The sequence below is a fragment of the Pseudomonas lopnurensis genome (assembly GCF_015070855.1).
Taxonomy (GTDB): Bacteria; Pseudomonadota; Gammaproteobacteria; order Pseudomonadales; family Pseudomonadaceae; genus Stutzerimonas; species Stutzerimonas lopnurensis.
Window position 1 is genome coordinate 54,647 of sequence record NZ_JADDIX010000098.1, and the last position, 18,013, is coordinate 72,659.

At 67.2% G+C, this 18,013-nt stretch carries 16 protein-coding genes and 1 CRISPR repeat array (1 of these 17 only partly in view); of the genes, 7 read left to right on the forward strand and 9 right to left on the reverse strand.

Going from position 1 to position 18,013, the window contains the following annotated elements; translation table 11 throughout:
• Positions 1-1,890: direct repeats of the CRISPR family, unit length 29 nt; unit sequence GTGTTCCCCGCGCCCGCGGGGATGAACCG (it extends 2,898 nt beyond the left edge of the window).
• A gap of 162 nt (positions 1,891-2,052) precedes the next feature.
• Positions 2,053-2,916, forward strand: coding sequence for a hypothetical protein (locus IN820_RS20370; protein WP_193682711.1), 864 nt, complete (start codon positions 2,053-2,055; stop codon positions 2,914-2,916).
• Between the two features lie 98 nt (positions 2,917-3,014).
• On the opposite strand, the gene IN820_RS20375 is transcribed toward IN820_RS20370, so the two are convergent.
• A complete protein-coding gene (locus IN820_RS20375) occupies positions 3,015-3,968 on the reverse strand; it encodes a threonine dehydratase (RefSeq protein WP_193682712.1) in 954 nt (317 codons plus the stop codon).
• 79 nt (positions 3,969-4,047) lie between these two features.
• Here IN820_RS20375 and IN820_RS20380 point away from each other — a divergent pair, with 79 nt between their 5' ends.
• The 3 genes from IN820_RS20380 (at position 4,048) to IN820_RS20390 (ending at position 7,269) form a co-directional block, all read left to right on the forward strand.
• On the forward strand, positions 4,048-5,457 hold the full coding sequence (locus IN820_RS20380; RefSeq protein WP_193682713.1) for an aminotransferase-like domain-containing protein: 1,410 nt from the start codon (positions 4,048-4,050) through the stop codon (positions 5,455-5,457).
• Positions 5,458-5,472: 15 nt separating this feature from the next.
• Positions 5,473-6,945: an AMP nucleosidase gene (gene amn, locus IN820_RS20385; protein ID WP_193682714.1), complete on the forward strand. Its 1,473-nt coding sequence runs from the start codon at positions 5,473-5,475 to the stop codon at positions 6,943-6,945.
• Between the two features lie 81 nt (positions 6,946-7,026).
• Positions 7,027-7,269, forward strand: a complete 243-nt coding sequence (locus IN820_RS20390) for a DUF2789 domain-containing protein (RefSeq protein WP_193682715.1) — start codon at positions 7,027-7,029, stop codon at positions 7,267-7,269.
• A 44-nt stretch (positions 7,270-7,313) separates the two neighbouring features.
• Here IN820_RS20390 and IN820_RS20395 read toward each other — a convergent pair whose 3' ends face one another.
• From IN820_RS20395 to IN820_RS20415, 5 genes are all read right to left on the reverse strand, one after another.
• On the reverse strand, positions 7,314-7,889 hold the full coding sequence (locus tag IN820_RS20395; protein ID WP_193682716.1) for a HupE/UreJ family protein: 576 nt from the start codon (positions 7,887-7,889) through the stop codon (positions 7,314-7,316).
• A 163-nt stretch (positions 7,890-8,052) separates the two neighbouring features.
• Positions 8,053-8,667 (reverse strand): urease accessory protein UreG, encoded by a 615-nt coding sequence (ureG, locus tag IN820_RS20400; protein WP_193682717.1) that lies wholly within the window; start codon positions 8,665-8,667, stop codon positions 8,053-8,055.
• 319 nt (positions 8,668-8,986) lie between these two features.
• A complete protein-coding gene (locus IN820_RS20405; RefSeq protein ID WP_193682718.1) occupies positions 8,987-9,700 on the reverse strand; it encodes an urease accessory protein UreF in 714 nt (237 codons plus the stop codon).
• A complete protein-coding gene (gene ureE / locus IN820_RS20410) occupies positions 9,697-10,197 on the reverse strand; it encodes an urease accessory protein UreE (protein WP_193682719.1) in 501 nt (166 codons plus the stop codon). Before ureE ends, IN820_RS20405 begins: the two co-directional genes overlap by 4 nt.
• A gap of 162 nt (positions 10,198-10,359) precedes the next feature.
• The gene (locus IN820_RS20415) at positions 10,360-10,845 is read right to left on the reverse strand and encodes a GNAT family N-acetyltransferase (protein ID WP_193682811.1); all 486 of its coding nucleotides are present in this window, start codon (positions 10,843-10,845) and stop codon (positions 10,360-10,362) included.
• Positions 10,846-11,128: 283 nt separating this feature from the next.
• Here IN820_RS20415 and IN820_RS20420 point away from each other — a divergent pair, with 283 nt between their 5' ends.
• Together IN820_RS20420 and IN820_RS20425 are read left to right on the forward strand one after the other, a co-directional pair.
• Positions 11,129-11,998 carry a DMT family transporter gene (locus IN820_RS20420; protein ID WP_193682720.1) on the forward strand — a complete coding sequence of 290 codons (870 nt, stop codon included), beginning with the start codon at positions 11,129-11,131 and terminating at the stop codon, positions 11,996-11,998.
• A 157-nt stretch (positions 11,999-12,155) separates the two neighbouring features.
• Positions 12,156-13,019, forward strand: a complete 864-nt coding sequence (locus tag IN820_RS20425; RefSeq protein ID WP_193682721.1) for an isocitrate lyase/PEP mutase family protein — start codon at positions 12,156-12,158, stop codon at positions 13,017-13,019.
• Between the two features lie 15 nt (positions 13,020-13,034).
• Here IN820_RS20425 and IN820_RS20430 read toward each other — a convergent pair whose 3' ends face one another.
• Positions 13,035-13,757, reverse strand: coding sequence for a TorF family putative porin (locus tag IN820_RS20430; protein WP_193682722.1), 723 nt, complete (start codon positions 13,755-13,757; stop codon positions 13,035-13,037).
• A 286-nt stretch (positions 13,758-14,043) separates the two neighbouring features.
• Between IN820_RS20430 and IN820_RS20435 the strand changes: the two genes are divergently transcribed.
• Positions 14,044-14,310 (forward strand): DksA/TraR family C4-type zinc finger protein, encoded by a 267-nt coding sequence (locus tag IN820_RS20435; protein WP_193682723.1) that lies wholly within the window; start codon positions 14,044-14,046, stop codon positions 14,308-14,310.
• A 92-nt stretch (positions 14,311-14,402) separates the two neighbouring features.
• On the opposite strand, the gene IN820_RS20440 is transcribed toward IN820_RS20435, so the two are convergent.
• Positions 14,403-15,869, reverse strand: coding sequence for an NCS1 family nucleobase:cation symporter-1 (locus tag IN820_RS20440; protein WP_193682724.1), 1,467 nt, complete (start codon positions 15,867-15,869; stop codon positions 14,403-14,405).
• A 373-nt stretch (positions 15,870-16,242) separates the two neighbouring features.
• A complete protein-coding gene (ureC, locus tag IN820_RS20445; RefSeq protein ID WP_193682725.1) occupies positions 16,243-17,943 on the reverse strand; it encodes an urease subunit alpha in 1,701 nt (566 codons plus the stop codon).
• Between the last annotated feature and the right edge of the window lie 70 nt (positions 17,944-18,013).

Below are 18,013 nucleotides of genomic sequence, written 5' to 3' on the forward strand. Positions count from 1 at the left end.
CCGGGCGATACGGCGGAACCTACGTCTGCAAGTGTTCCCCGCGCCCGCGGGGATGAACCGCCGAGCCGCGGGCATGCAGTGACCGGGACGGGGTGTTCCCCGCGCCCGCGGGGATGAACCGTTGGGTGGCGAAACCTACCAGTTCTACGCGCCGTGTTCCCCGCGCCCGCGGGGATGAACCGTGTAAAGATGCAATAAGGCCGGCGAACAACATGTGTTCCCCGCGCCCGCGGGGATGAACCGCGCACACCGAGCTGGGCAGAGTTTTCGATGTTGTGTTCCCCGCGCCCGCGGGGATGAACCGGCATCCGAACAGCTCGAGCAGTCCTACGCCACGTGTTCCCCGCGCCCGCGGGGATGAACCGGGCTGGGTCGCCCAGGCGTTGTCCCTCAAGGAGTGTTCCCCGCGCCCGCGGGGATGAACCGGGAAAGCGCGTGAACAGGCCGGAGCTGGCAGGGTGTTCCCCGCGCCCGCGGGGATGAACCGCCGCGCAGGCTCACGTCGTCGGTGGTTTTCAGGTGTTCCCCGCGCCCGCGGGGATGAACCGTTTATGGCTGGCCTGGAGCAACAAATGGTGACGTGTTCCCCGCGCCCGCGGGGATGAACCGTAACAAGCAGTCGCAGAGCGTCAGTCTTCCCGGTGTTCCCCGCGCCCGCGGGGATGAACCGACCAGGGAGGCGAAGTACGGGACCGAGCTCGAGTGTTCCCCGCGCCCGCGGGGATGAACCGCTTGTTCGTTTAACTGGTGCTGATGGCTTCGCGTGTTCCCCGCGCCCGCGGGGATGAACCGCGATCATCGCGGCGATGCCGGGCATGCTCGATGTGTTCCCCGCGCCCGCGGGGATGAACCGACGGTGTTGCGGATGTTCTCTTTGCGTTGGTAGTGTTCCCCGCGCCCGCGGGGATGAACCGCGCAAGCGGCAGATGTTTACCAAGCTGCGCACGTGTTCCCCGCGCCCGCGGGGATGAACCGATGGCAGAGGAAACGATGGGCGGCAGCCGCATGTGTTCCCCGCGCCCGCGGGGATGAACCGTAGCCGGCCCTGCCCTCTGCCGTCGATTCGATGTGTTCCCCGCGCCCGCGGGGATGAACCGCGACGAGAGCGTTCCAGTGATGCGGCTGCATCGTGTTCCCCGCGCCCGCGGGGATGAACCGTAGGAGTTACGGCCTGAATGCCATCCCAGTGCGTGTTCCCCGCGCCCGCGGGGATGAACCGGCTTCGGCCATTTCGTTGAGATCGGACATCTAGTGTTCCCCGCGCCCGCGGGGATGAACCGGCTTCGGCCATTTCGTTGAGATCGGACATCTAGTGTTCCCCGCGCCCGCGGGGATGAACCGTCGTTCTTCGGTGCGGCTGTCGATATCTTCCGGTGTTCCCCGCGCCCGCGGGGATGAACCGCTTCCGTGGCGCTGGCATGGACGGCCCTGTCAGTGTTCCCCACGCCCGCGGGGATGAACCGTACGCACGCGATATTGGGTGTTCAGTACCGTTGTGTTCCCCGCGCCCGCGGGGATGAACCGACCACCATCACCGAGATCACCCTGCGCAAGCCGTGTTCCCCGCGCCCGCGGGGATGAACCGCCCGCGCGGGGCGGGCTGTCAGGGTTCGGGATGTGTTCCCCGCGCCCGCGGGGATGAACCGGCCTGCCGTACTACGCCAAGTTGGCTCCGATGGTGTTCCCCGCGCCCGCGGGGATGAACCGGCAGCCAACCCGCCACCACCGAAGCCTGCACCGTGTTCCCCGCGCCCGCGGGGATGAACCGTCGTCGACGTTGAGCCAGTCCTGGCTGGAGGCGTGTTCCCCGCGCCCGCGGGGATGAACCGGCGCGCTTCTCCCAGGTGTTGGATTCGTCTACGTGTTCCCCGCGCCCGCGGGGATGAACCGCGCTCAACGGTCGCGATGGCTGCTGGCTGGTAGTGTTCCCCCGCGCCCGCGGGGATGGATGAACAGCGCCTTGCTGGCGTAGCGTGCTGCCGCTTCTGGCCGGGCGCGGCTCAAGTTTGCACGGCACCTGGCCGACAGCCTGGCGTCAGTCAGGAGTCCATGATGGTGCATCCCGTATCCGCTTCCGCCGCCTTTGCGCGCCCTGTCTCGCGTACCGGCGTCCCGTCCGGGGCTGCGGACGAGGCCGCGCAAGAGGCGCCCGAGTCGTCGACCCGGGTATCGTTCAGCGAGCGTCTGCTCTCGGCCGGCAAGGCTACCCGCTCGTTGTCGAATGCACTGCGCGAGGCCGACAACTCGAAAAAGGAAGCGGCCCGCCGGCGCATCGAAGAGATCAAGCAACGCATCAAGATGCTGAGAATGTTGGCAAGCGGTGGGCTGGTGTCCAAGGGCGTCCTGCGGGAGATCCGCCAGTTGGCGCAGGCGCTCGGCCAGGCCGCCAAGGTGCTCGCCGGATCGGGTGGTGCCGCAGGTCATGCGAGTAGCGGAGAAAACACGGCGTCCGCGGCATCGGCTTCGGGACAAACATCGGGCGAAGCGGAGGTCGGGCAACAGGAAACGACCGCGGCACCCTCGGGCCAGGACGCCGCTTCTGGAGAAGCCGGCGAACAACCGCCTGAAGAACAACGGCAGAACATCGATGACGACGTGATGGCGCAGACGGCCGTGACGCTGGGCCTGTATCTGGAAAACCTGGAACAGGCGAAGCAGGACGAGCGACCGACCGCCGACGACGCACGCCAGCGCCGCGATGATGCGGAGCTGATCGAGGACGTGGTGCGTCGGCTCAAGGCTATGCTGGCCCTGGTGAAAGGCGTCCACGCAACGGACGATCCGGACTCGCGCAAACGGCTCGCGGAGATCGAGGCGCTGCTCGACGACAGCGAAAGCATCGCCCGGAATCTCGGCGGAGACCTATCTGGAGACCGACCTTCCTTGGCGGGCATGGGGCTCTCGATCAGTGTCTGATGAGACGATGGGTATGTTCCTGCGACCGTGGTGCATTGTTCTCTGCAGGATGCGGAATACCCAGGAGCGGCCTGTTCTGGTTGATCCCAGCTGACCGCCTAGCCGCCAAGAATGCCGGCAAGTCGCTGGCGGTCGATATTGGCGCCGCTGAGGATCACCGCGATGCGTTCGCCGCGGTTGCGCTCGCGTTCCTGCATGGCGGCGGCCAGCGCGGCGGCGCCGGCGCCTTCGGCGGTGTTGTGGGTGTCTTCGTGGAGCGCCCTGATCGCTTCGCGGATGGCTTCGTCCTCGACGCGCAGGATGCGCGCCGCGCCCGTTCGTATGATCTCCAGCGCCTCGGGCGCAGGCATGCGGCAGGCCAGGCCGTCGGCGAAGGTCTCGGCGGTTTCGGTGCAGACGATGCGGCCCTGTTCGAAACTCTGCGCGTAGGCATCCGCGGCGCTGGACACCACGCCGACGATCTCGGTCCGCAGGCCCAGCAGGTCGCGGGTGCGGATCATGCCGCAGATGCCCGAGCCCATGCCGATGGGGACGTAGACCCGGCGTAGCGGCGGCGCGGCCTCGAGCAGCTCCAGGGCGTAGGTGGCGACGCCGCGGATCAGGTCCGGGTGCAGGGCGGGAACGAAGTGCCAGCCGCTTTGCGCGGCAAGCTCTGCCGCCCGCTCGCGGGCCGTATCGAAGTCCTGGCCGAATTCGATGACTTCGGCCCCGCAGGCGCGCATCGCCGCGTTCTTTTCCGCCGAATTGCCCAGTGGCACCAGCACCTTCAGCGGTACGCCGGCCTTGTGCGCGGCCATGGCCAGGCTGATGCCGTGGTTGCCGCGGGTGGCGCTGATCATGCCGCGCAGCTGCGGCTCGCGCTCGAGCAGCTCATGAACGTAGAGCAGGCCCCCGCGAATCTTGAAGGCGCCGGCGGGGGTGTGGTTTTCGTGCTTCACCCAGACCTCGCAGCCCAGGCGCCGCGCCAGCAGAGGCCAGTTGTACTGGGGCGTCGGCGGAACATGCCGGCCGATCAGCTCGGCGGCCTGGCGCAGTGCGGTGAGATCGAACATGGGCGGCTCCTCGGCGGGTTTGACGAAGATCCTAGAGCCGCGCATTGTATGGGTAAATCGTTATATTGCATGGCAGACAATGTGGCTTCCCCGACTCGCCGATGACAACCAGCCCCGCTATCTGGCACTCGTGGATGCCATTTCACGGGCGATCGAACAGGGCGAACTGAAGCCCGGCGATCGCCTGCCGCCGCAGCGCCGCCTGGCCTGGGCGCTCGGCCTCAATCCAAGCACCACCATGCAGGCGTATCGAGAGGCGGCGCGGCGGCATCTGGTCGGCGGCGAAGTCGGGCGCGGAACCTATGTGCTGGCCAGCAGCCGCGAGGCCAGCCTGTTTCTGCTCAAGCAGGCCGATGCGCTGCCGGCGCTGCTCGACCTGTCGACCAACCTGCCGGTGATCGATGCGGAGGATCGCGACCTGCCGCGCAGCGTGCTCGAACTCGGCGCGGCGGCCGATCTCGCCGGGCTGCAGGGCTATGCCGCGGCATCCGACATGCAACGTGGGCGCCTGGCGGCGAGCAGTTGGCTACGTGGCCGCGGACTGGAACTGCCGCCGCGGCAACTGATGCTCTGCGCCGGTGCGCAACAGGGGCTTTTCGCCGCGCTGCTGGGGTTGTGCGCGCCGGGCGAGCCGATCCTGGTGGAGGCCTTGACCTCGCCCGGCATCAAGGCCGCCGGCCGCCAGTTGCGCTTGCCGTTGCACGGCGTGGCGATGGACGAGCGGGGCATCCTGCCGACCGAACTGGACCGCCTGGCCCGCGCCACGGCCGCCCGTGTGGTGGTGCTGACGCCGTGCATGCAGAACCCCACGGGCGTCAGCATGGACGCCCGGCGCCGCGAGGCGATCGCCGCGGTGGCGCGTCGGCATGATTTGTTGATCATCGAGGACGATGTCTACGGTGCGCTCGGCGATGAGGCGCCGCTCGCTGCGCTGCTCGCCGAGCGCTGCGTACTGGTCGGCAGCCTGTCGAAGACCGTTGCCCCCGGGCTGCGTTTCGGTTTCATCGCCGCGGCCGAGCACTGGTTGGCGCGCATCGACCCGGAGGCCCAGGGCACCGGCTGGACACTGTCGCCCTTGTGCCTGCGCATCGCTTGCCAATGGATCGAGGACGGCACGGCCGTGCGGCGGGTGCACTGGCAGCGCCAACAGATCGCCCAGCGCTGGCGCATGGCGCGGAAGGTCCTTGGGCCCCGGGTGCCGGCGATCCCCTCGCCGCATCTGTGGCTGACCGCGCAGGCGAACGAGACCGAGCTGCTGAGCGCCTGTCGTTCGGCCAGCATCGAAGCGGCGGCCGCGCAGGCATTCGCCGTCGGCCCCGGCGCGCCGGATGCGGTGCGCCTGAGCCTGACCGCGGCCCCCGGGCTGGTAGCGCTGAAGAGCGCTCTGCAGGCCCTGGCCGGGCGGCTCGCGCCGGCGCGGCAGACGCATGCCGAAGCTGCAGCGCTATCGCTGTCATCGCCGAACAGGCAAGATGTTTCCAACGACTGAACAAGGAAATCCAGCATGAATCCAGCCGGTGATACCTTTCGCATTGCCACCAGCGCCGAAGCTGCCGTGGACTACCTTGCCGAACTCCACCAGCGCGCCACCGCGGCGCTCAACCTGGCGCTCAAGCGCTACGTCGCCAGCCGCACCGAACCGGGTGCCGACGAGCGCAGCCTGTTCCGCTATCCGCAGTTGCGCCTGACCTACGAATGCCACGGCGAAGTGCCGGCTTCCACCCGCGCCTACGCCAAGGTCCAGGCGCCTGGCGTCTACAGCGTCACGGTGACTCACCCGGCGGCGTTTCGCGCCTACCTGCTCGACCAACTGCGGCCGTTGATGCACGACTTCAACGTCAAGGTGGAAGTCGGCATGAGCGAGCGCAACATTCCTTACCCCTATGTCATCGAGCAGGGCGACGAGCTGGCCGGCAGCGGGGTGACCGCGGCCGAGCTGGCGCGGGTATTCCCCAGCACCGACCTGTCCGCCGCCACCGACGACATCGCCGATGGCCTGTACGACTGGGAGCATGCCGATCCCTATCCGCTGGCGCTGTTCGACGCCGCGCGCGTGGACTTCTCCCTGCGCCGCCTGGTGCATTACACCGGCAGCGACTGGCGCCACGTGCAGCCGTGGATCCTGCTGACCAACTATCACCGCTACGTCGACCAGTTCATCCGCCACGGCCTCGATCAGTTGCGTGACGACACCCGCTTCGTGCGCATGGTGCTGCCGGGCAACGTGGCGATCGAGCGCGGCATGGAGGAGGGCGAGGCCCAGGCAATCATCGGCGGGGTGATGTGGCACCGCTACCAGATGCCGGCCTATCACCTGATCGCCGAGGACGGCCACGGCGTTACCCTGGTCAACATCGGCGTCGGCCCGTCCAACGCGAAGAACATCACCGACCACCTCGCCGTGCTGCGCCCGCACTGCTGGCTGATGATCGGCCATTGCGGCGGGCTGCGGCAGTCGCAGTCGATCGGCGACTACGTGCTGGCGCACGCCTACATGCGCCGCGACGGCATCCTCGACCGCGTGCTGCCGCCGCATATCCCGCTGCCGGCACTGGCCGAGGTGCAGCAGGCGCTGCAGGAGTCGGCCGCGAAGGTGACCGGCGAGCAGGGCGAGGCGCTGAAGAAGCGCCTGCGCACCGGCACCGTGCTGACCTACGACGACCGCAACTGGGAATTGCGCTGGGCGCAGGAGCGGCCGCTGATCAATCTCTCGCGGGCGGTGGCGGTAGACATGGAGAGCGGCACCATCGCCGCCCAGGGCTATCGCCTGCGGGTGCCCTACGGGACGCTGCTGTGCGTGTCGGACAAGCCGCTGCACAGCGAGATCAAGCTGCCGGGTTCGGCCAATGCCTTCTACGAGCGGGCGGTCAGCCAGCACCTGAAGATCGGCATCACCGCGCTGGATCTGTTGCGCAGCCAGCTCAACTCGTTGCACTCGCGCAAGCTGCGCAGCTTCGACGAGCCGCCGTTCCGCTGAGCGTCCCGTTGCCGCCATCGCATTCATGGGAATGGACGATACTCAAGTCGTTCATTCCCGCTTCCAGTACCGGAGATTCACATGGAACAGTCGATCCACGCCTTCCACAATCTGTTCGAACAATTGGGCCTGCCCAATGACGATGCCTCGATCAGGCGCTTCATCGAGACCCATTCGCCCCTGCCGGAAGGCCTGTACCTGGCCGATGCGCCGTTCTGGAGTCCGGCCCAGGCGGCCTTCCTGCGCGACGAGATTCTCGAGGATGCCGACTGGGCCGAGGTGGTCGACCGGCTCAGCCTGGCGTTGCGCCAGGGACGTATCTGAGGCGACGGCATGGCGTGCACGACGCCATGCCGGTTGAGCGACGCTCAGGCGGCCAGCAGCCAGGCGCCAGTGAGCGCCGCGGCGGCGCCGGCGATGCGCACCAGGGGCGCGGCGGCCTGCGGCAGGTAGCGCACCAGCGCATAGCCGGCGGCATGCAGGGCAGCGGTGGCGGCGACGAAGCCGGCGGCGTAGCCCCATGGGCTGGACAGCTCCGGCAGCTCCAGGCCGTGGGCGACGCCATGGCTGAGGGCGAACAGGGCGGTCAGCGCCGCTGCGATCGCCAGCGGCGGACGCACCGCCAGCGCTACCAGCAGCCCCAGGGCCAGCACCGACCCGGCGATCCCGGTTTCCATCAGCGGCATTTCGATCCCGGCGAAGCCGAACAGGCCGCCGAGCAGCATGGTCGCGACGAAGGTCAGCGGCAGCGCCCAGCGCGCCTTGCCCTGTTGCTGTGCAGCCCAAAGCCCGACCGCGAGCATCGCCAGCAGGTGGTCGAGCCCGAATATCGGATGCGCGATGCCGGCCATGAGGCCGGAATGATCGTGGCCGGCATGGGCGAAGGCCAGGGCCGGGCTGAGCAGCAGTGCGCAGGCGAAGACGAGTTTTCTGTGCAGGTTCATGCGGTATTCCTCTGGTTTTGCAGGGCGGTCATGATTCGGCGAAGGCGATTCGTAAAGCGCGGATCGCGGTTTGTCGTGTAAGGGGCCTGGGGACGTCGAGTCCTGCTGGCGAAGCGCTTCGAGCATTTCGCGAGCAAGCTCGTGCCCACAGGAACGATTCCGCTCAGGCTGCGTTGAGCATTCCCTGTTTCTCGATGAAGGCGATGATCTCGTCGAGGCCCTGGCCGACCTTCTGGTTGCTGAACACGAAAGGCTTGTCGCCGCGCATCTTGCGCGCGTCGCGGTCCATGACTTCCAGCGAGGCGCCGACCATGGGCGCCAGGTCGATCTTGTTGATCACCAGCAGGTCGGACTTGCAGATGCCCGGGCCGCCCTTGCGCGGCAGCTTGTCGCCGGCGGAGACGTCGATCACATAAATGGTCAGGTCGGAGAGTTCCGGGCTGAAGGTGGCCGAGAGATTGTCGCCGCCAGACTCGACGATGATCAGGTCGAGGCCGGGAAAGCGGCGGTTGAGCTGCTCGACCGCCTCAAGGTTGATCGAGGCGTCCTCGCGGATCGCCGTGTGCGGGCAGCCGCCGGTTTCCACACCGATGATGCGCTCGGGCGCCAGGGCTTCGTTGCGCACCAGGAACTGGGCGTCTTCCTGGGTGTAGATGTCGTTGGTCACCACGGCGAGGTTGTAGCGTTCGCGTAGCGCCTGGCACAGCGCCAGGGTCAGGGCGGTCTTGCCGGAGCCGACCGGCCCGCCGATGCCGACGCGCAGGGGTTGGGTGGTCATGGGTGGTCTCCTCTTGACGAAAGCGGGTAGTCGGGCACAGGCCCTGTGTAGATGGTTGCATCGCTCGAGCGTGGGGGCGAGCTTGCTGGTGAACGGGATTGGCGCCGGGCTGGATTGTGTCGGGCCGGGCAATGGGTAGGCCTGTAGGAGCAGGCCATGCCTGCGAACAAACCCCGTACACCGCGTGACCGTCTTTCGCGGGCATGGCCCGCTCCTACGGCGGTCTTGCACCACGATGTATTCGCTGCGCGACAACGTATGCCTACAGGCGACGTCCGCGGCTCCGTGCACGATCCCATGGCGAGGCTGGAAAAGGCCCTCACGACCTGAACAACCGACTGTACTGCCGCTCATGCGCCATGCTGGTCAGCACCAGCCCGAACGGCGCGCTGCCCCAGGCATCCGCCGGCAGCTCGCTGGCCTGGCGCTGTGCCTGCGTCAGCGTCGGCAGCAACTGGGAGGTAAGCCGCTGCGCGGCCTGCTGGCCCAGCGGCAGGGTCTTCATCAGCACCGCCAACTGATTCTCCAGCCAGCCCCAGAGCCAGGCGGCGAGTGCGTCGGTGGGCGTGATGTTCCAGGCGCGGGCGGCCAGCGCCCAGGCCAGGGCGAGGCCGGGTTCGCCGGCATCGGCCAGGCAGCGGCGCGCGGCAGCATCGAGTTCCGGCAGGCCGTCCAGCAGCAGGGCCAGCGAATAGCCCATCTGCCGGCTTTCCAGTTGCAGTTCGCGGGTTTCCCGGCTGGCGCGGTGCTCGGCGGCCAGCCACAGAAGGCTTTGCCAGTCGTTCCGCGCGGCGGCTTCGCAATGGGCCAGCAGCAGCGGCGCCTCGAAGCGGGCCAGGTTGAGCAGCAACTGATCGTGCAGCCAGCGCCGGGCACTGTCCGGATCGGCTACCAGGCCGGTCTCGACCGCCATTTCCAGGCCCTGGGAATAGCTGTAGCCGCCGATCGGCAACTGCGGGCTGGCGAGCCGCAGCAGCGCCCAGGCGGGATTCGGCCCGCTGGCAGGCGGCGCGACGGGGCCGCTTGCACTCACTTGCGTGCGCCGAACTGGTGCAGGCGCGGCGCGTAGCTGAACTCCGCCTCGCCGGCATGGGAATGATGATGGCCGCCGCCATAGGCGCCATGCTCGGGCTGGAACGGCGCCTCGACGGCCTGCACCGTGGCGCCCAGTTGCAGCAGCATGTCCCTGAGTACGTAGTCGTCGAGCAGGCGCAGCCAGCCGTCGCCGATCTGCAGGGCGACGTGGCGGTTGCCCAGGTGGTAGGCGGCGCGGGTCAGCTCGAAAGCGCTGGCGCAGGTGACGTGCAGCAACTGTTCGGGGCGAGCACGCACCCGCACCACGCGGCCATCGCCAGCCAGCAGGCATTCACCGTCGTGCAGCGGCGGCTGGCCGCGTTCGAGAAACAGGCCCACCTCTTCGCCGGTGGTGCTGAAGCAGCGCAGGCGGCTCTTGCTGCGCGCGTCGTAGGTCAGTTCGAGTTCGGCCTGCCAGTCTGGGCGGGCCTCGATGCGTTGGCGTATCACCAGCATTGCAGCGTTCCGGTCGGATAGTCACTGGATTCCGAGCAAGGTGCTTGCCAACCCTGGCCCAGAACGCGCGTACTGCCGCTCTACGGCACAACCGTGCCAGATAATGGGGCTTTTAAGCACCTATATGGTGCGCAATACGGCTGGGTGCCCGGGGTGCGCACGCTAATGGTGCAGGCTTTGCACCATATACACCGCAGGCATGCGATAGCTCGCCAGGTTGTCGGCCTGCCGGGGTTCCAGTTCGTCGTGGGCGGCATAACCCAGGCGCGACCAGAAGCCTGCCGAATCCTGTACCGACACCAATGCCGAGTAGCGCAGCTTCGCACCCCTGGCCTGTTGCAGGTTGTGCTGCACCAGCGCCGGGCCGATGCCGCGGCCAGCGGCCCGGCCGGCTACGGCCAGATCATGGAGGTAAAGACAGTCCGCCTCGTCATGCGGCTGGAACTCGCCATCCAGCGGCGTCACCTTGCCCAGTCGCGAAGGGTAGGCGAACAGGTAGGCGCAGACGCCCTGCGCATCTTCCGCGACCCAGGCGAGCTGCGGGCAGGCGGCCAGGCGTGAGCGGATCACCGCCTCCTCTTCCAGGACTTCGGCGGCATAGGACTGTTCCTGGATCGCCAGTACGGCAGGAATATCGCGCTCCTGCATCGGTCTCAGCTGGTACATCTCGACTACTCGGACGCCGCGTCATGCGGCGCGGCTCGGCAAAAGCCGGGCATCATACCTGAAAGCCGGGCTTTCCGGACGGCGGCTCCCCCTCTTCCACCTGCGGAAAAGGGGCGCCGGGAGGGCAGGCAAGAACGGGGCTTCATGCGATCGTCCCGCCAGTGCGCGCCAAAAGCGAGGTGCCAGCCATTCGCCGCTTCGCCTGACTGGGACGGCAATTGCAGGCATAATCATTAGCTCGCTAACAAGCCGCTTGGGGCTTTCCTTGAACGACCACCACCACCCGCTTTACGGCGTTCTGCTGATATTGCTCTCGGGCGTGCTGCTGGCCAGCCATGACGGGCTGGCCAAACATCTCTCCGAGCTCTACCCGGTATTCCTGGTCATCTGGGCGCGCTACGTCGCGCAGACGGTGCTGATGACCGCCCTGTTCGTGCCGCGCATGGGGCAGCGCGTGTTCCGCACGCTGCGCCCCTGGCCGCAGTTGCTGCGCGGGCTGAGCCTGGTCAGCGTCAGCCTGCTGTTCATCAACGGTCTGCACTTCATCCCGCTGGCCGAGGCCACCGCGGTGATCTTCCTGACGCCGCTGCTGGTGACCGTCGCCTCGGCACTGCTGGGCGAGCGGGTGAGTCGCAACCAGTGGATTGCCGTGGGCTTCGGCCTGGTCGGGGTATTGATCATCGTGCGCCCGGGCAGCGCGCTGTTCACCCCGGCGGTGCTGCTGCCGTTCGGCGCGGCGCTGTCGTTCACCCTGTACCAGTTGATCACGCGGCGCCTCGCCGGTACCGACCACCCGGTGACCAGCAACTACCTCACCAGCCTGGTCGGCTGCGTGACGATGAGCGTGCTGGTGATCTTCAACTGGCGCACGCCGACGCTGCACGACGGTATGCTGATGGCCGCCCTCGGCGGCATGGCCATGCTCGGCCACCTGCTACTGACCAATGCCTTCCGCTTCGCCAGCGCGGCCACGCTGGCGCCGTTCACCTACGGGCAGATAGTCTTCGCCGGTATCGTCGGCTACGTCGCCTTCGACCATGCGCCGGACGCCGGGGCCTTGCTCGGCATGGCGGTGATCATCGCCAGCGGCCTGTTCATGGCCTACGTGCAGCGCCGGCAGGGCGCCTCGCTGTAATGGTCCGCCGGCCTGGCCCCGTGATTGCACCGGTAACCTGCCAGGGCAGTTTTTTTTCGGCGGCCGGTGTGTCGTTTGACCCCCTGGTCCGCTTCCAACAATCTGATTCGACAGGGCGTTTCGACCCTTGCGTGCCCGCTTAACTCAGGTAACCACCATGCAACGACTTTCCCACCACACCCTGCGCAGCAACTTCCGCCAGCTCCTGACCTCCGACCGCTGCTACCACACCGCCTCGGTGTTCGACCCGATGTCGGCGCGCATCGCCGCCGATCTCGGCTTCGAGGTCGGTATCCTCGGCGGCTCGGTCGCCTCCCTGCAGGTGCTGGCCGCGCCGGACTTCAACCTCATCACCCTCAGCGAGTTCGTCGAGCAGGCCACGCGCATCTGCCGGGTGGCGCAGCTGCCGGTGCTCGCCGATGCCGACCATGGCTATGGCAACGCACTCAACGTGATGCGTACCGTGACCGAACTGGAGCGCGCCGGGATTTCCGCGCTGACCATCGAGGACACCCTGCTGCCGCCGAAATTCGGCCGCAAGTCCACCGACCTGATCGGCATGTTCGAGGCGGTCGGCAAGATCCGCGCGGCGCTGGAGGCGCGCGTCGATCAGGAAATGGCCATCATCGCCCGCACCAATGCCGGCGTGATCGGCTTCGAGGAGGTGATCGCCCGCGCCCAGGCCTACGAGAAGGCCGGTGCCGACGCCATCTGCCTGGTCGGCATCGAGGACTTCGACCACCTGGAAAGCATCGCCAGCCAGCTCAGCACGCCGTTGATGCTGGTCACCTACGGCAACCCGAACCTGCGCGACAACGCCCGCCTGGCCGCGCTCGGCGTGCGCATCGTGGTCAACGGCCATGCCGCCTACTTCGCCGCGATCAAGGCCACCTACGACTGCCTGCGCGAGCAGCGCCAGGTCGATGCGCTGGACCTGAACGCCTCGCAACTGTCGGTGAAATATTCCACCGCCGACGAGTACGTGGTCTGGGCCGAGGAATACATGCAGGTCAAGGAGTGACCCGCCGCGCGACGCTCAATACAGCGGTCGCTCGGCCCTGAGCATCAGCAGGCTGGCGCACTGGGCGTTCTGCCCGGAGTAGGCGCCGCACTCGGGGCCCTGCAGGTCCGAATCGGTGTAGGAAAAGTCGAGCTGGATGCCGAGCCAGGGGCGCGACAGGTTCAGCGACCAGTCGTTGAACACCCGGACGCTGCTGCCGTCTCCGAGAAAGCGCGGCTGGTCCAGGGTGTAGGTGCCGTACTTCATCCGCAGGCCGACGCCGAACGGCGTCACCGAGCCGAAATCGAGGTACAGCGTGCTGTCGGTGCGTTGCGGCTTGCTGCTCAGCGCCGCGCCCAGGCGGGTGCCGGCGAAATTCAGCCCGGCATAGTATTCATCGCGGTCCCGGCCATCGATTTCCGGGAAGCTGTAGTGGATCAGCCCCAGCTCGTAGCCCGGCGCTTCGTCGAAGGGCTGGCGGGCGAAGCCCAGGTAGGAATTCATCTCCAGCTGACCGTCGTCGACGAGGCCGACGTTGGGCGACCATTGGCCGACGTACCAGCCGCTGGCATGGGTCAGGTCGAGGCCGCCATGGAAGACCCCGGCGGTCGTCGGCTGCACCAGCCCATGGGCCATGCTGCGCGTGGGGGCGGAGCCCAGCTTGAGGTCGAAGGCGCCCAGCTCGCGCTCAAGCACCTTGGTTTCCGTGGCGCAGCCAGCAACGAGCAGGAGCGGTAGCAGGATGGTCTTGAGCGTCATGGGCTTCGCACATGGGTGGATGGCTGGCGGCGCCGGGCCTCGGTGCAGGGCCTCGGCAAGCATAACCAGCGACATCCGTCGGCGAGGCCCATCCGTCGCTTGCCCGGTCTCTCTCGACAGGCGGCGTCGCTCTGTGCAGGATCGCTGGATGAGGATGAATGCCGCCGGCATGCGCGATCTCCGGCGTACTGGATTTCGCCCGGCTGAACCCGCACGCTGGGCAAGGGTTCGAATGAACATCGGCATCTGAGCGCCGGCCCCCGAGCGGCCGGCAAGCGAGGCAACCATGGCCACAGGTTGGGCGAACGACGGCGCGGTACAGGAGCAGATCGACAGCACCATCGAGGACGCCATTCAGCGTGCGCGCAGCAAGCTGGGGCAGGGCGAGAGCCTGACGCACTGCGAGGAATGCGGCGCGAAGATTCCCGAGGCGCGCCGCCAGGCGGTCAAGGGCGTGCGACTGTGCATCGCCTGTCAGAACGAACAGGACAGGCACGAAGCCAAGTTCAGCGGCTACAACCGTCGCGGCAGCAAGGACAGCCAACTGCGCTGAGCGCTCGCCGCGAGCTGAACCTCAAATCCCTAGTGTCCGCTGTCGAGGCCGATGTCCGCCTGGGAATGGGCGGGCAGGAACGGCTCGATGGCTTACCGTGTGCCGATCGCGGCGCTGACCGACTGTGCCTGACGGCGCATCAACAGCCAGTGCAGCAGGCCGCCGAACAGCGCGCCGAGCAGCCAGGCGAAACCGGACAGCGCCTCGAGGCCCGGCGTCCACACCGAGGCCACGGAAAAGACCGAGGCAATGCCGAAGGCGATCACCGCCCTGCGGTTCCAGCCGGCGTTGAAGTAGTAGGGGGCGCCCGCTTCGGCGCTGAACAGCGCCTGCAGGTCCAGTTGCTGGCGGCGCACCAGGTAGTAGTCGGCGACGATGATGCCGTACAGCGGTGCGAGCACCGCCCCGAGGGTGTCGACGAAGGCGGCGATGCCCATGCTGCTGATGAAGGCCACCCAGAAGGCACCGATGAAGAAGGCGATGGCGGCGGTGATGAAGCCGCCCGTGCGGGCGCTGATGCGCGCCGGCGCTAGGTTGGCGATGTCGTACGCTGGCGGGATGAAGTTGGCCACCAGGTTGATGCCCACGGTGGCGGCGAAGAAGGTGATGGCGGCGACGATGGTCAGGGTGACGTTGTCGATCCTCGCGACGATGTCCGTTGGGTTGGTAAGGGTCTCGCCGAACACCACCACGGTTCCGGCGGTGATCACCAGCGCGATGACCGAGAAGACCGCGAGGCTCACCGGCAGGCCGAGGAAGTTGCCGATGCGCATCTGCCGCTCGTCCTTGACGAAGCGGGCGAAGTCCCCGTAGTTGATCACCACCGCGGCGAAGTAGGCGACCATGGTCCCGACCACGGCGGCGAAGGCAGCCAGCGGGCCGCCGGCGTACTCGCCGCTGCCGCTGAAGATGCTACCCAGGGCGCCGAGCAGGCTCGGCCCGGCCTGGTACCAGATGGCGATCATCAGCACGATCATCACCAGATAGACCAGCGGGCCGGCCCAGTTGAGAAAGCGCGTCACCCAGTCCACGCCACGGACGAACAGCGCGACCTGGAAGGCGCAGACGAGTATGTAGGCGAGCCAGTCGATGGCGCTCAGCCCGAGCAGGGTCGCGGTTGCACCATCGCTGTTGAGAAGTGTCTTGAGCAGCAGGGCGACGGCGGTCGAGGCGAAATAGGTCTGCACGCCGTACCAGAAAATCGCGACGATGCCGCGCACCATGGCCGGGAAGTTCGCCCCGCGCACGCCCATGCTGGCTCGGGCCATGACCGGGAAGGGGATGCCGTATTTGACGCTGGGCTTGCCGGTGAGTTGCACCAGGCCCATGACGATGAAACCGGCCAGGACGATACCGGCCAGCACCGCCCAACCGTTCAGGCCGTAGCTGATGAACAGGGTGGCGGCCAGGGTGTAGCCGAACAGGCTTTGGATATCGTTGGACCAAACGTTGAAGATCTCGAACCAGCCCCATTTGCGTTCGCCGGGCGGCAGTGGCGCGAGGTCGGCGTTGTGCAGTGAAGGGTCAGCCTGGGGGACACGGAAGTTGTGTTCGGTCATGGTGATGCTCTTGCTCAAGGCAGGGTGTCATTTGTATGCAGTTACTGTTCCGCGTACCGTATTGCCCGCGCACATCTCAGGGGAGCGACCGGCCGATTCGGTGGCGAACCCCTCTTGGAGCGTAGGCGCTGCCGGGGGGCTTGGACTGGATTTTTGTATACAAAGACCGGGGTAACGCGACGGACGGCTGCGCCTGCCGGTGCCCGGATGCACCATCGAGCGGCACGGCGCGTGCTTTCGACCCATCGTGGTGCTCCATGGCTGGACCCACCGTCACAGCATGGGCAGGCTGAAGGAGTGTGAGGCCGAGCCGGCCCAGTAGCGCCGAGATACTGCCCGCCGCTCGGGGCGCGGCGGGGCGGCGGGGCGGCCTTCAGAAGAGGAAATAGCGCTGCGCCATCGGCAATTCTTCGGCCGGCTCGCACCAGAGTAACTGGCCGTCGGCCCTGACCTGGTAGTTCTGCGGGTCGACGTCGATGGTCGGCGTGTAGTCGTTGTGGATCAGGTCTTTCTTCTGCACGCTGCGGCAGCCCTTGACCACGCCGATCTTCTTCTTCAGCCCCAGCTGTTCCGGCACGCCGGCCGCGAGCGCCGCCTGGCTGATGAAGGTGAAGCTCGACGCATGCAGGCTGCCGCCGTAGCTGCCGAACATCGGCCGGTAGTGCACCGGCTGCGGCGTCGGGATGGAGGCGTTGGCGTCGCCCATCAGGCTGGCGGCGATGACCCCGCCCTTGAGGATCAGCGTCGGCTTGACGCCGAAGAAGGCGGGACGCCAGAGCACCAGGTCGGCCCACTTGCCCACCTCGATCGAGCCCACCTCGTGGCTGATGCCGTGGGTGATCGCCGGGTTGATGGTGTACTTGGCGATGTAGCGCTTGGCGCGGAAGTTGTCGTTGCCCGGCGCATCCTCGGCCAGCGGCCCGCGCTGCTTCTTCATCTTGTCGGCGGTCTGCCAGGTACGGGTGATCACCTCGCCGACGCGGCCCATGGCCTGGCTGTCCGAACTGATCATCGAAAAGGCCCCGAGGTCATGCAGGATGTCCTCGGCGGCGATGGTCTCGCGACGGATGCGGCTTTCGGCGAAGGCGACGTCCTCGGCGATGCTCGGGTCGAGATGGTGGCAGACCATCAGCATGTCCAGGTGCTCGTCGATGGTGTTCTTGGTGAACGGCCGGGTCGGGTTGGTCGAGCTGGGCAGCACGTTGGGGAAGCCGCAGGCCTTGATGATGTCCGGCGCATGGCCGCCGCCGGCGCCCTCGGTGTGGTAGGTGTGGATGGTGCGGCCCTTGAACGCCCCGAGGGTGGTCTCGACGAAGCCGGATTCGTTCAGCGTGTCGGTGTGGATCGCCACCTGGATGTCGTACTGGTCGGCCACGCTCAGGCAGTTGTCTATGGCCGCCGGGGTGGTGCCCCAGTCCTCGTGCAGCTTGAGGCCGATCGCGCCGGCCTCGATCTGCTCGATCAATGGCTCGGGCAGCGAGACGTTGCCCTTGCCGGTGAAGCCGATGTTCATCGGGAAGGCCTCGGCGGCCTTGAGCATCTGCGCCATGTGCCACGGCCCCGGCGTGACGGTGGTGGCGTAGGTGCCGGTGGCCGGGCCCGTGCCGCCGCCGATCATGGTGGTGGTGCCGCTCATCAGGGCCTCTTCGATCTGCTGCGGGCAGATGAAGTGGATGTGGGTGTCGATGCCGCCGGCGGTGAGGATCATGCCCTCGCCGGCGATCACTTCGGTGGCGCCGCCGATGGCGATGGTCACGCCGGGCTGGATGTCCGGGTTGCCGGCCTTGCCGATGGCGGCGATGCGTCCGTCCTTGAGGCCGACGTCGGCCTTGACGATGCCCCAATGGTCGAGGATCAGCGCATTGGTAATGACCGTGTCGACCACGTCGGCGGCGCACAGCTGGCCCTGGCCCATGCCGTCGCGGATCACCTTGCCACCGCCGAACTTCACTTCGTCGCCGTAGACGGTGAAGTCCTTCTCCACTTCGATCCACAGCTCGGTATCGGCCAGGCGCACCTTGTCGCCGACGGTGGGGCCGAACATGTCGGCGTAAGCGGCACGTGAAATCTTCATTCGTTTCGTCTCGCGTAGGGTGGATGGCCGAAGCCATCCACCGGTCAGGGTCACGGTGGAATAGCCTTCG

Bases quoted from the DNA above. Each gene is read 5' to 3' on its own strand.
- IN820_RS20370 (WP_193682711.1), top strand. From the start codon at position 2,053: ATGGTGCATCCCGTATCCGCTTCCGCCGCCTTTGCGCGCCCTGTCTCG.
- IN820_RS20375 (WP_193682712.1), bottom strand. From the start codon at position 3,968: ATGTTCGATCTCACCGCACTGCGCCAGGCCGCCGAGCTGATCGGCCGG.
- IN820_RS20380 (WP_193682713.1), top strand. From the start codon at position 4,048: ATGTGGCTTCCCCGACTCGCCGATGACAACCAGCCCCGCTATCTGGCA.
- amn (WP_193682714.1), top strand. From the start codon at position 5,473: ATGAATCCAGCCGGTGATACCTTTCGCATTGCCACCAGCGCCGAAGCT.
- IN820_RS20390 (WP_193682715.1), top strand. From the start codon at position 7,027: ATGGAACAGTCGATCCACGCCTTCCACAATCTGTTCGAACAATTGGGC.
- IN820_RS20395 (WP_193682716.1), bottom strand. From the start codon at position 7,889: ATGAACCTGCACAGAAAACTCGTCTTCGCCTGCGCACTGCTGCTCAGC.
- ureG (WP_193682717.1), bottom strand. From the start codon at position 8,667: ATGACCACCCAACCCCTGCGCGTCGGCATCGGCGGGCCGGTCGGCTCC.
- ureE (WP_193682719.1), bottom strand. From the start codon at position 10,197: ATGCTGGTGATACGCCAACGCATCGAGGCCCGCCCAGACTGGCAGGCC.
- IN820_RS20415 (WP_193682811.1), bottom strand. From the start codon at position 10,845: ATGCAGGAGCGCGATATTCCTGCCGTACTGGCGATCCAGGAACAGTCC.
- IN820_RS20425 (WP_193682721.1), top strand. From the start codon at position 12,156: ATGCAACGACTTTCCCACCACACCCTGCGCAGCAACTTCCGCCAGCTC.
- IN820_RS20430 (WP_193682722.1), bottom strand. From the start codon at position 13,757: ATGACGCTCAAGACCATCCTGCTACCGCTCCTGCTCGTTGCTGGCTGC.
- IN820_RS20435 (WP_193682723.1), top strand. From the start codon at position 14,044: ATGGCCACAGGTTGGGCGAACGACGGCGCGGTACAGGAGCAGATCGAC.
- IN820_RS20440 (WP_193682724.1), bottom strand. From the start codon at position 15,869: ATGACCGAACACAACTTCCGTGTCCCCCAGGCTGACCCTTCACTGCAC.
- ureC (WP_193682725.1), bottom strand. From the start codon at position 17,943: ATGAAGATTTCACGTGCCGCTTACGCCGACATGTTCGGCCCCACCGTC.